This is a genomic window from Streptomyces sp. UC4497 (assembly GCF_054871485.1).
Genome location: NZ_JBTYHB010000043.1, coordinates 33,026 through 45,278, shown reverse-complemented (window position 1 = coordinate 45,278; position 12,253 = coordinate 33,026). Strand labels below are relative to the sequence as shown.

The following is a 12,253-nucleotide window of genomic DNA, read 5'->3' as shown; positions in this document are numbered from 1 at the left end:
TCGGCCGGGAGATCACCGTCGGCCACGACAGCACCACCAGCCCCACGGAACCCTCGGGCCGCTCTGCTGCGTGTCTACAACTGTGCATGTGAAGATGCGCAATTGTGGATGGTCACTACGGCGGAACCGGGGGTTCCATGCAGGCGCTGGAGGCGCAGGATCCGCGCACGGTCGGTGCGTACCGGGTGCTCGGGCGGATCGGTGAGGGCGGCATGGGGCGGGTCTACCTGGCCCGCAACGCGGGAGGCCGCTCCGTCGCGCTGAAGTTCATCCACGCCGACATGGCGGCGCAGCCGGGCTTCCGTGAGCGCTTCCGGCGCGAGGCGGACGTCGTGCGGCGGGTCGGGGCGCCGGGGACGGTGCCGGTCGTCGACACCGGCCTGGAGGAGCGGCACCCCTGGTACGCGTCGGAGTACGTGTCGGGGCCCTCCCTCCAGGAGTCGGTGGACCGGTTCGGGCCGCTGCCCGCCGAATCGTTGTGGCGGCTCGCGGCCGATCTCGCGCAGACCCTGGAGCATGTGCACCGCGACCGGCTCGTGCACCGCGACCTCAAGCCGTCCAACGTGCTGCTGTCGGCCGACGGGCCGCGCCTCATCGACTTCGGGATCGTGCACGCCGCGCTCGATGCGGGTCTCACCACGGCGGGGCTCACCTCGACGGGGGCGCGGATCGGCACCCCGGCGTACATGTCGCCTGAGCAGGCGTACGGCGAGAAGGTGACCGCCGCGACCGATGTCTACAGCTACGGGCTCACGCTCGCCTTCGCCGCCACCGGCGTCCAGCCGCACCGGGGCAGCCTTGACCCGCAGCTCCCGGGCGTGGTCGAGGAGCTGCGCGACCTCATCCGGCACTGCCTCGACCCGGAGCCGGAGCGGCGGCCGGACGCGGGGCAGCTCGTCGCCCAGGCACGCACCCGCGACGCCACGAGCGACACGTGGCTGCCCGCGCAGGTCGTCTCGCTGATCGCCCGTACGTCGGGGCAGCTCCTGAACCTGGAGGCGCGGGCCGACACGGTGATGCACGGGGCCGGGGCCGGTCCCGGGTCCACGCAGCCGGACGCGGGCGGCGTGTTCGGGCCGAGCGGCGGGGACTTCCACGACGCGGCCACGCGGGGGCCGGGAGACGGCCCCGCGACCCCGCCGCCGCCTTCGACGCCGCCCCCGGCACCGTTCCCGGCTCCGCCCTCGACGCCGTACTCGACCCCGCCGGGTGGTGCGCCCCACGGGGGCCACGCCGGGTTCCACGGCAGCGCTCAGCAGTCGACGGTCGATGCCTGGTCCTCTTCGTACGGGCAGCGGCAGCCCGCGGTCCACGGGGTGCGGCCGGTGTCGGGGCCGCCCCCGCGAGGCGCCGCCGCGCGGCACGACGGGGGTCCCGGGCTGCCGGGGCGTCCGTTGCTCGGTCTCCTGTGGCTGGTGCCCGCGGGGCTCGCCGCGCTGGTGAAGTTCCCCAACGTGTCGGCGCTGATCGACGGCGCCGCCGTCGTCGTGCTGATCTCCAGGGCGGTCCTTTTGTACCGGCGGGGTGGCAACGACCGCGAGTACTTGGCGTACTGGGTCGGCCTGGGGGCCGCGGTCGTGCTCGCCCTCTGCATCTCGCCCGGGACGCCCGCGCTGATGGCGATCCTCGCGCTCCTGACGCTCGCCCTGATCTACGCGGTGCCCACCGCCGTCGGCCGTTTCCGTGGCGGGGGCCGCCCGGCCGGACGCGCGTGACGCAATCGGCACGGGAAAATTTTGAATCGGGCGAAATCGGACCCGGCTTCGATTACCGAATATCGAACGCCGGGCGCGACGCCTTGCAATCTGCCGGTAGGCTGAGTCGTGCCCCTGGGAACGATGGGCTGCACGCCCGAATTGCCCATGGATAACCAGCCGCCGCGGCTGTGACAATCCCCACCAGATCCAACTAGATGTGGAAACCGCAGGACTTAACGTCCTGTTCATGACTCAGTTGGACGCAGGGCCCTCGACGGGGCGGGCCGCAGACACCACCGGGGGCGGCGGGGGCAAGGGCCTCGGCGGGAACTCCGTCGGGCTGCTCGGCAGCGCCGTCATCGGCGTCTCCACGGTCGCGCCGGTCTACTGCCTGACCTCCACGCTCGGCTCCACGGCCGGCGAGGTCGGCCTCCAGATGCCCGCGGTGTTCCTCGCGGGATTCCTGCCGATGCTGCTCGTGGCCTTCGCGTACCGGGAGCTCAACAAGGTCATGCCGGACTGCGGCACGTCCTTCACCTGGACCGTGAAGGCGTTCGGGCCGCGTGTGGGGTGGATGTGCGGCTGGGGCCTGGTGATCGCGACGATCATCGTCCTGTCGAATCTCGCCGGGGTCGCGACCTCGTACTTCTGGCTGCTCGCGGGCGAGATCACGAACAACGCCTCGATCGCGGCGCTCGACGACAACAAGGCCGTCCACATCCTCACGTGCCTGGCCCTGATCGCGGCGGCGACGGCGATCAGCTATCGCGGCATGACCGCGACGAAGGGCGTGCAGTACACGCTGGTCGGACTCCAGCTGGTGGTGCTCGCCCTCTTCGTGGTGATGGCGGTGGCCAAGGCGGGGTCCGCGGACTTCGCGGGGACCTCGGTGGACTTCTCCTGGTCGTGGCTGAACCCGTTCTCGGTGCAGTCCTTCGGCGCGTTCACGGCGGGCCTGTCCCTCTCGATCTTCATGTACTGGGGCTGGGACACCTGCCTCACCGCCAACGAGGAGACGATCGGCAGCGACAAGACGCCGGGGCGCGCCGCGCTCATCGCGATGGTCGTCCTGGTCGGCTCGTACCTGGCGACGGGTGTGGCGGCGCAGATGATCGTCGGCTCGGGCGACAAGGGCCTCGGCCTCGCCAACCCGGAAACGTCCGACAACGTCTTCGCGGCGCTCGCGGGCCCGGTGATGGGCCCGACGCTCGGCATCCTCCTGTTCCTCGCCGTCCTCGCCTCGGCCGCGGCGAGCCTCCAGACGACGTTCATCCCGGTCGCCCGCACGGTCCTCGCCATGTCGACGTACGAGGCGCTGCCGGCGTCGTACGCGCGCGTGCACCCGAAGTTCCGCACGCCGGGCCGCGCGACGATCACGGCGGGCGTCGCCACGGCCGTCTTCTACACGGTCATGACGCTGGTCTCCGAGCACGTCCTCGTCGACACGATCTACGCGCTCGGCCTCATGATCTGCTTCTACTACGCCCTGACGGCCTTCGCCTGCGCCTGGTACTTCAAGGCGGAACTGCGCCGCTCGGCCCGCGACTTCACCTTCAAGGGCCTCTTCCCCCTGCTCGGCGGCGTCCTCCTGTCGGCGGTCTTCATCAAGACCCTCATCGACATGTGGAACCCCGCGTACGGCAGCGGCTCCTCGGTCCTCGGCGTCGGCTCGGTCTTCGTGATCGGCGTCGGCCTGCTGCTCGTCGGCGTGGTCATCATGCTGCTGATGGGCCGCCGCAGCCCGGCGTTCTTCCGCGGCGAGGTCCTGAACCGTCAGACGCCGGTGCTGGTGGTGGAGGAGCCGTAGGGCCTTAGGACGCATCGCGGGTGTGCGGCACCACGACGATCTGCACGTCGTCCTCGTAGAGCACCCGGCCCGGATCGGCCGAGCGCACCAGGTGGCAGTCGACGCCGTGCGCGGCCAGGATCTCCAGGTAGCCGGGGACCCGGTCGAGCAGATGCGTGGCCGACGGCTTGAACCAGGCCGCCGCGCCCGGGTTGACCTCCTGGTCGTAGACCGTGGGGTCGACGGTGGAGGGATCCGGGTACGCGGCGTCGTACCAGTCGTTGTTGGCGCGGCGGAAGGACTCCTGCTCGGCGGTCAGCCGGCCGTCCCGGGCCAGGTTGTTGACGAGGCCGAACAGGCCGGTGAAGTGGCCCCGCCGGTTCCGGTGCGGCGACTGGAAGCGTACGTAACCGGTGGTGGTGTCACCGGCGGGGCCCTGCGTCGTCATGCCTCGTCCTTTGCGTGCTGGCGCGTTCCGGCTCGTTCCGGGGGTGTCGGCCGCCAGGTTAGGCGTTCGCTCCCAGGAAGATCGGGTTCGTGAAGGCCGCCAGGGGGCCCGGGAGGCCCTGGGTTGTGGGGGTGTGGCGGATTTCTGCTCGGGCGTATGACGCGTAGGACGCGGTTGTCGTCCAGGTTGCCGACGGGGCGCCGGGTGCTGATGTGAACAGGGTGCCCTGGTCCGTGACGAGGTGGAGGGTGCAGTCGGTGGGGGCCTTGGCCTTCAGGGTGATGGTGACCGGGGTGTCGGGGGCGACGGGCAGGCGTTCGCCGATGCCTGCCACCTCGCCCTTGCCGCCGGTTGCCGTGAAGGTGAGTTCGACCGACGAGGACTCCGCCACGTACGAGTGGCCCGCCTTGATGCCCGCCTGGATCGCCTCGCGGGTCAGGTCGTCCGCCAGGACCACGGTCTGGGGGCCGCCGACGCGGTCCGGGTCGCGGTGGGCGTCGCTGTTGCCCATCGCGGGGATCCAGCCCGTGCGGCCCTTTGAACGGGCGTAGGAGACAAGGGTGTTGTCCCAGTCCGCCAGGGACACCTCGTCGTCCGGCGTGTACGGGCCGTTCCACACCTCCACCGCGTCCGCCTCGCCGAAGCCGAACTTCCAGCCGCAGCCGATGCACGTCGCGTGCGGGTGGGCGGGGACGACCAGGCCGCCCGCGCGGCGGACCTGCTGCGCGTACTTCGCCCAGCGGTTGTCGCGGGCCCGGTAGCGCCAGTCGATGAACGTGCCGGGGTCGGTGCCGAGGGCGACCACGTGGCCGTTGCGGGTGGTGATCTCCTCGCCGATCAGTACGAGGAGGTCGTCGCCCGCCACATCCGACCAATGGGCGTGGGAGGAGTGCGTGTTGTGGTCGGACGTGTTGATGAAGTCCAGGCCTGCCGCGCGGGCCAGTTCGCCGATCTCCTGCGGCGTGCGGCGGCCGTCCGAGTACCAGGTGTGGATGTGGCAGTCGCCGCGGTACCAGGCGCGGCCCCGGCCGCGGGCGCGCTCCGGCGGGTACGTCGGGCGGGGTGTCTTGCCGGACGCACCGTGCGTCAGCGTCACCGTGACCTCGTACGGCAGACCCTCCGGCGCCACCGTGTACGGGCCGAGCGCGATGTTCCAGGTGCCGGGACGGACCGGGCCCGGGATGTAGCCGGGCGTCGCGTCGTCGGCGCGGACGAAGAACTCGGTGCGGGCGCCGCCGGACCAGCCGCGGAAGCCCTTGCCGCCGAGCTCCGTGCCGCGCTCGTCGAAGACGCCGATGTCGAGGGCGTTGTTCTGGGTGCCGGCCGGGAGCCCGGTGGCCTTCTCGTACGTGTAGGAGACCTTGATCTCGCGTACCCCTGAGGGCACCTCGACCGGGAGGTACACGTAGTCGGGCGCGCCCGGCGGCAGGGTGCCCTTGAGCGTCTTGGTGGACTGCGAGCCCTCGGCCGCATCGGCCGCACTGGCGAAGCTCATGCCGGTGAGGGTAAGCGCCCCCGCCGCCCCCGTCACGAGCAGCGCGCGTCTGCCGATGCCGTGTTCGTCGCCGGGCGTCTCGTCGGTGCACATGGTGCGGCTCCCCAGGGTGTCGGATGTGACATGGGTGACCCTGGCATTGAGCCGTGAACTCCCCTGGAAGGGAAGGGGAGCGGCAGATTGCGTACGGCTACGACTTCCGGCCGCGGAGGAACCGGACGAGGACGAGCAGCACGACGATGACGACCAGCACGAGCAGGAGCAGGCCGAGCACCCCGAACGACTTGCTCTTCTTCTTTTTCTTCTTGCTCTTCTTGCCGATCGATTTGCTGACTGTCTTGCTGGTGGCCTGTGTGCTCGTTTTGGAGGCGGACTTCGTCAGTGGACTGTTCGCGGCAGCAGCTGTCGAAGTCGTCGCGGTTGTAGGAGCGGACGCGGATGCTGTCGCCGGAACGCCGCCGAGCAGCAGTCCGCCCAGCAGCACCAGTACGGTCATGGGTCGTGCGCGCAGAAGCATGCCGGGAGCGTAGGGCATGCCGGGGGCGTAGGGGAGGACGCGGGCGTCGGGAAAGGGCAGGGCCGGGCGCCCTCGTGATGTCCGGATGGCGCTCGTATGCTCGGTTCATGAGTGATCAGGACGCCGTACCGCAGCCCCCCGAGGCAGAACGTCCCACCGCCAACGCGATGCGCCGCGCGCTGAAACGGGCCAGAGACGGTGTGGCGCTCGATGTCACGGAGGCCGCCGTGCTGTTGCAGGCGCGCGGCGACGACCTGGCCGACCTCACCACGTCCGCCGCCCGCGTGCGCGACGCGGGCCTGGAGGCGGCGGGCCGGCCGGGTGTCATCACGTACAGCAAGAGCGTGTTCATCCCGCTCACCCGGCTGTGCCGTGACAAGTGCCACTACTGCACGTTCGTGACCGTCCCCGGCAAGCTGCGCCGCGAGGGACACGGAATGTTCATGTCGCCCGACGAGGTCCTCGACATCGCGCGCAAGGGTGCCGAACTGGGCTGCAAGGAAGCCCTCATCACCCTCGGCGACAAGCCGGAGGACCGGTGGCCCGAGGCCCGCGAGTGGCTCGACGCGCACGGGTACGACGACACCATCGCGTACGTGCGCGCCATATCGATCCGGATCCTGGAGGAGACCGGGCTGCTGCCGCACCTCAACCCGGGTGTGCTGTCGTGGACGGACTTCCAGCGGCTCAAGCCGGTGGCTCCCTCCATGGGCATGATGCTGGAGACGACCGCCGAGCGGCTCTGGTCCGAGCCCGGCATGCCGCACTACGGCTCGCCGGACAAGGAACCGGCCGTCCGGCTGCGGGTGTTGGAGGACGCGGGCCGCTCGTCGGTGCCCTTCACCAGCGGGCTGTTGATCGGGATCGGGGAGACGTACGAGGAGCGCGCCGACTCGCTGTTCGCGCTGCGCCGCGTCGCCCGCTCGTACCACGGCATCCAAGAGCTGATCATCCAGAACTTCCGCGCCAAGCCGGACACGGCGATGCGCGGCATGCCGGACGCCGAACTCGACGACCTCGTCGCGACGGTCGCCGTCGCCCGCCACATCATGGGCCCGGCGGGCAACATCCAGGCCCCGCCGAACCTCGTCGACGGCGAGTACGCGCGCCTCATCGCGGCCGGGATCGACGACTGGGGCGGCGTTTCCCCGGTGACCATCGACCATGTGAACCCCGAGAAGCCGTGGCCGAAGCTGGAGGAGCTGGCGGCGCAGTCCGCGGAGGTCGGCTTCGAGCTGCGTGAACGGCTGTGCGTCTACCCGGAGTTCGTGACGCGCGGCGAGCCGTGGCTGGACCCGCGCCTGCTTCCGCACGTCAACGCCCTGGCCGACGCCGACGGCCTTGCGGTGGCGGACGCGCCCGTCATCGGCCGCCCCTGGCAGGAGCCCGACGAGGGGTACGTGGCGTCGTCGGGCCGCACTGACCTGCACCGCACCATCGACACCGAGGGCCGTACGTCCGACCGCCGCGACGACTTCGACGTCGTGTACGGCGACTGGGAGGCGCTGCGCGAGCAGGCGGCCCCCGGCATGGAGCCGTCCCGCATCGACGGCGACGTGCGGCAGGCGCTCAAGGTCGCGGCCGACGATCCGACGAGGCTCACGGACGACGAGGCGCTCGCCCTGCTGCACGCGGACGGCCCGGCCCTCGACGCCCTCTGCGGCATCGCGGACGACATCCGCAAGTCGGTGGTCGGCGACGACGTCACGTACATCGTCACGCGGAACATCAACTTCACTAACGTCTGCTACACCGGCTGCCGCTTCTGCGCCTTCGCTCAGCGCCGCACGGACGCCGACGCGTACACGCTCTCCCTCGACCAGGTCGCGGACCGGGCCCAACAGGCCTGGGACGTAGGGGCTGTTGAGGTCTGCATGCAGGGCGGCATCCACCCGGACCTGCCCGGCACGGCGTACTTCGACATCGCGAAGGCGGTCAAGGAGCGCGTGCCCGGCATGCACGTCCACGCCTTCTCGCCGATGGAGGTCGTCAACGGGGCCTCGCGCACCGGCATGTCCATCCGCGAGTGGCTCACGGCGGCCAAGGAGGCGGGCCTCGACTCCATCCCCGGTACAGCGGCCGAGATCCTCGACGACGAGGTCCGCTGGATCCTCACGAAGGGCAAGCTGCCGACGGCGACGTGGATCGAGGTCATCAAGACCGCCCACGAGCTGGGCATCCGCTCGTCCTCGACGATGATGTACGGGCACGTGGACCAGCCGCGGCACTGGCTGGGGCATTTGAGGACACTGGCGGGGATCCAGCAGGAGACGGGCGGCTTCACGGAGTTCGTGACGCTCCCCTTCATCCACACCAACGCGCCGGTCTACCTGGCGGGCATCGCGCGCCCCGGCCCGACGACCCGCGACAACCGGGCGGTCACGGCGATGGCGCGCGTCCTCCTCCACCCGCACATCCCCAACATCCAGACCAGCTGGGTGAAGCTCGGGACGGAGGGCGCGGCCGAGATGCTGCGCTCGGGCGCGAACGACCTCGGCGGCACACTCATGGAGGAGACCATCTCCCGGATGGCCGGCTCCTCCTACGGCTCGTACAAGTCGGTCAAGGACCTGATCGCGGTCGCGGACGCGGCGGGCCGCCCGTCGAAGCCGCGCACGACGCTTTACGGGGAGGTCCCGGAGGAGCGGGTGACCGCGGCCCAGTCCTCGGACGGCCACCTGCCGGAGCTGCTGCCGGTGTTGGAGCCGTAGGTCTTACGGCGCCCCGGCGCCGAACTCGGCGCCGAATTCGGTTCCGGCCAGGCTGGGCTCGGGGATGCCCAGCGTGGCCGGGCCGAACGACGTCACCGGCGCGCTGTACTCCAGGGCGAGCTGCGTACCCGGCAGCAGCCACACGGCTCCCGCGTCGCGGTATCGCCCGTCCTCGCCGGACGCGCCGACCGCAAGGTCCGCCCGGTGGTCGCCGTCCATGTCGCCGAGCCACAGCGCCGAACCGAACCCGTCGTACGACTCGGCGACCCCGGGGACGCCGTCGAGGCCCTGCCGGTAGGCGAGTGCGCGGGGGCGTGCGCCGGTGCCCCTGGCGTCGGTGGTACCGCCTTCGAGCAGCCCCTTCGCGCTGCCCATCAGCAGATAGACGGCGCCGGTGTCGAGCGCGGCGCCCGCGTCCGTGCCGGGCGCGGAGGCCACGAGGTCGGCGCGGCCGTCCCCGTTGACGTCGCCTGCCGCGAGCGCGCCGCCGAGGCGGTCGCCCTGGTCGCGGGGGCCCGTGCCGCGCCTGCCGTCGTCGCCGGTGAGGCCGACGATGCCGAGTTCCTTGTGGCGGACGACCTGGGTGCGCAGGAAGTTGCCGGTTTTGCTGCCGTACGCGATCTCGATGCGGCCCGCGTCGTAGTCGTCGCGCAGGCCCGTGCTGTCGTTCTCGCGTACGAGGTGGCTGGCGAAGTCGTTGTGCCCGTCGCCGTCGAAGTCCGCGATGACGCCGTCGGTGCCGCCCTGGAGGTGCCGGTACTCGTACGCGGTCTCGGCCCGGCCGTCGCGGCCGGTCATGAACCCGCGCATCGGGCGCCACCGCCAGTCGCCGGGCTCCGGGCTGTGCGTGACGAGGACGTCGGAGCGGCCGTCCGCCGTCAGGTCCCCGACGACGAGGTGGACGTAGATGCCGGCGTCCAGGGCGGCGCGGCGGTCCTTGCTGTAGACGGCGCGCCGCTCTGGGCTCCCGCCCCGCCCGAACGGGCCGAACAACACACTCAGCCCCTTGTCCCGCACCAGCACGTCGGCCTGCCCGTCCCCGTCGAAGTCCCCGACCCCGGCGTGCGCGAAGTCCGTCCGGGACCCGGTGAACAGGCCCGAGTCCGAGCCCCACAGGACGAGGTCGTGGGCCTCGTCGCGGGTCAGCAGGTCGGTGTAGCCGTCGCCGTCGAGGTCCGCGGCGGCGGATTCCCGGCCGAAGTGCTCGACTCCGGCGGCCAGTTGACCGATCGGAGTCCGCATCGCGCGGCTGAGTACTTCCTGCCGGCCGATGCCGGGTCCTGCCGGGGAGCCGTACTGGATGCCGATCGCCCCCGCGCCGTGCTTGCCCGCGACGTCGGCCGAGGGGGCGGGCATGACGAGGTCCGCGTGACCGTTGCCGTCGAAGTCCGTCATGGCCTCGCCCACGGAGCCGCCGGTCCCGCCGGACCCCTTGGGATGCGGCTTGCCGCCGCCGGTCCGTGCGTCGTACGTGACCCAGAGCCCGACCCCGACCAGCGCCGCGGCGACCAGCGCCAGGGCGACCAGCCCGGCCAGCCAGGCGACGATGCGACGGCGGGGCCGCCGGGCACGCAGAAACGGCAGAAGCACGGCACGGCCTCCTCGGCCCGATGGGCGGATCGTCGGGTACGACGAGCGGGGCTGCCGGATGGTTGCCCGGGGGACCGGAACCCGCGGGCCCGCGTCGCGGAGGGGGAGGGGAGGCGGGGTGCCGCACAAGGTGGCAGGGGACGGACTCGACTCTCCGGAACCCGAGTTGGCGTGATCCGGTGATCCGGTACGCCAACCCCCAAAGAAAGGGTTGGGAAAAAACCAACCCCCCCACCTCACCTCCGGACGTAAGCCACCGGAGGGGCGTCACCCGCGAGAGTGACGATCGCCAACTCGACTGGCGAACAAGCGAGTTCGTGGTGCACTCTCTGCCGCATATGCAAAGCGGCCCCCGCCGGGACTGGCATCCCGGACGAGGGCCTAACCACCAAGGAAGCGAGACCTTCCCGATGTCTGGGCAACAGATTAGCGCGCCCAAGCGCGCCCATTCAGGCCGTTCGGCCACGCCGTCACGCGGTCTTCACCGCTCCCGGGAGCGTCACATGTCCGAATTCACCGTCGTCGGGCATCACCTGGCGCAGCACGAGAACCTCTCGCTCACCGCGATCGGCCTGGCCACGCACATCCAGTCGCTGCCCGAGGGGTCGAAGGTCGGCATCAAGGACCTCGCCGCGAAGTTCCCCGAAGGGGAGGTCAGGGTCGCCGCCGCGCTGCGGGAGCTGGAGGCGCACGGCTACCTGGAGCGGACCAAGGAACGGCTGCCGTCCGGGCGGATCGTCACGCGCACGGTCTCGTACGACAAGCCGCCGCACCTGCGCGGTCAGGTGCCGCCGGAGCCGGCTGCCGTGGACGTGCCGCCGGAGGTGCCCCGCATCGAGGCGAAGCCCCGCGCCCCGCGCCCGCAGCGCCGACCGCTCCGGGCGCCGCAGCCCGACCCCCAGGACCCCGACCCGGGCCCGGCCCGCACCGCCGCCGTCGACCTCCTCATCGGCCTGCGCACCTACGACCCACGCTTGTTCCTCTCCGAACGCGACGTACACCGACTCGCCCCGGCGGCAGCGGCCTGGCTGGCGCGGGGCATGACGCCCGGCGACGTAAAACGGACTCTGACGGCGGGCCTGCCCACCGCCCCGATCCGGTTCCCCGCGGCCCTCATGGCCCACCGACTGACGGCGTTCCTGCCACCCGAACTCCCACCGAAGCCCCCGGCCGACCCCCTCCCGGGGCCGCCCGCCCCACGCCGCCTCCCACTCCAGAACTGCGACGGCTGCGACCGGGCGTTCAGGGCGGAGACGCCGGGGATGTGCCGGGGGTGCGCGGCGACGGTCGCTGCCGCGGTCGCGTAGGGGAAGGGCGGCACAACAAGTGACAAGCCCTGCCACGGCGTGTGCCCGCCGGTACCGTACGAGGACCGCACCATCCGCACCGGAGGTCATCGTGAGTGTCCAGGCTGACGGCCCGTACGGACCGCTGATCCCCATGCCCGAGCTCACGCCGGACGCTCTGCGGGCAGCCGTCGCGAGGATCGCGCCGAGCCGGGTGCCGGCGCTCACGCAACACCTCTTCGAGGCGACGACGAATGCGCAGCAGACCCAGAGCCTGGCACCTCTGCGAGCGTTCGTTCACTCCTGGGCCGTGTTCGTGGCGATCGAGCGACACCCCGCGCGGGCAGCCCGGCTGCGGGAGCTGGAGGTGCTGGTCGACGCGGGAGAGGGAGACCTGCGCGCCTCCATGGCCGAGATCCGGGCGATCCGGGAGACGGCTGAGGCAGAGGCCGGGTCGTGATCTGCAATGTGACCTGGTACGGCTGAGCTGCCATGGCGCTGAGACTTGTACGTGTCCACGTGGACGAGGCGGACGTCGCGCTGATCAAAGAAGCGTCCGGACGCCTGGGGGTGTCCGAGGACGAGCTGATCAGAGAGGGAATCCATCGCATCGCGATGGCCTGCCGTGTCTGGGACGAGCCCTTCATCGCCGATGAGCAGACCATCGATCTGGGCGAGGCGGATCCCACGAGCAACAGCCCGCACTCCACGTGAGCGCAGGCG

10 protein-coding genes are annotated in these 12,253 nt (G+C 71.3%); 6 read left to right on the top strand and 4 right to left on the bottom strand.

Going from position 1 to position 12,253, the window contains the following annotated elements; all coding sequences use genetic code 11:
* Positions 1 to 137: 137 nt before the first annotated feature.
* The gene (locus ACYSUO_RS36780) at positions 138 to 1,715 is read left to right on the top strand and encodes a serine/threonine-protein kinase (protein WP_461780551.1); all 1,578 of its coding nucleotides are present in this window, start codon (positions 138 to 140) and stop codon (positions 1,713 to 1,715) included.
* A 229-nt stretch (positions 1,716 to 1,944) separates the two neighbouring features.
* On the top strand, positions 1,945 to 3,504 hold the full coding sequence (locus tag ACYSUO_RS36775) for an APC family permease (protein WP_461780550.1): 1,560 nt from the start codon (positions 1,945 to 1,947) through the stop codon (positions 3,502 to 3,504).
* Between the two features lie 4 nt (positions 3,505 to 3,508).
* Here the strand turns inward: ACYSUO_RS36775 and ACYSUO_RS36770 are convergent, their stop codons facing one another.
* From ACYSUO_RS36770 to ACYSUO_RS36760, 3 genes are all read right to left on the bottom strand, one after another.
* Positions 3,509 to 3,931 carry a hypothetical protein gene (locus ACYSUO_RS36770; protein WP_461780549.1) on the bottom strand — a complete coding sequence of 141 codons (423 nt, stop codon included), beginning with the start codon at positions 3,929 to 3,931 and terminating at the stop codon, positions 3,509 to 3,511.
* Positions 3,932 to 3,989: 58 nt separating this feature from the next.
* On the bottom strand, positions 3,990 to 5,519 hold the full coding sequence (locus ACYSUO_RS36765; RefSeq protein ID WP_461780548.1) for a CehA/McbA family metallohydrolase: 1,530 nt from the start codon (positions 5,517 to 5,519) through the stop codon (positions 3,990 to 3,992).
* A 97-nt stretch (positions 5,520 to 5,616) separates the two neighbouring features.
* Complete coding sequence (locus ACYSUO_RS36760; protein WP_461780547.1) at positions 5,617 to 5,943, bottom strand: hypothetical protein; 327 nt, start codon at positions 5,941 to 5,943, stop codon at positions 5,617 to 5,619.
* A gap of 107 nt (positions 5,944 to 6,050) precedes the next feature.
* Between ACYSUO_RS36760 and ACYSUO_RS36755 the strand changes: the two genes are divergently transcribed.
* On the top strand, positions 6,051 to 8,654 hold the full coding sequence (locus ACYSUO_RS36755) for a bifunctional FO biosynthesis protein CofGH (RefSeq protein ID WP_461780546.1): 2,604 nt from the start codon (positions 6,051 to 6,053) through the stop codon (positions 8,652 to 8,654).
* A gap of 3 nt (positions 8,655 to 8,657) precedes the next feature.
* Here ACYSUO_RS36755 and ACYSUO_RS36750 read toward each other — a convergent pair whose 3' ends face one another.
* A complete protein-coding gene (locus ACYSUO_RS36750) occupies positions 8,658 to 10,244 on the bottom strand; it encodes an FG-GAP-like repeat-containing protein (RefSeq protein ID WP_461780545.1) in 1,587 nt (528 codons plus the stop codon).
* Between the two features lie 503 nt (positions 10,245 to 10,747).
* Between ACYSUO_RS36750 and ACYSUO_RS36745 the strand changes: the two genes are divergently transcribed.
* From ACYSUO_RS36745 to ACYSUO_RS36735, 3 genes are all read left to right on the top strand, one after another.
* Entirely contained in the window at positions 10,748 to 11,551 is an 804-nt protein-coding gene (locus ACYSUO_RS36745; protein ID WP_461780544.1) for a helix-turn-helix domain-containing protein, read from the top strand.
* A 91-nt stretch (positions 11,552 to 11,642) separates the two neighbouring features.
* A complete protein-coding gene (locus tag ACYSUO_RS36740) occupies positions 11,643 to 11,990 on the top strand; it encodes a hypothetical protein (protein WP_461780543.1) in 348 nt (115 codons plus the stop codon).
* A gap of 32 nt (positions 11,991 to 12,022) precedes the next feature.
* A complete protein-coding gene (locus ACYSUO_RS36735) occupies positions 12,023 to 12,244 on the top strand; it encodes a hypothetical protein (protein ID WP_461780542.1) in 222 nt (73 codons plus the stop codon).
* Positions 12,245 to 12,253 lie beyond the last annotated feature (9 nt).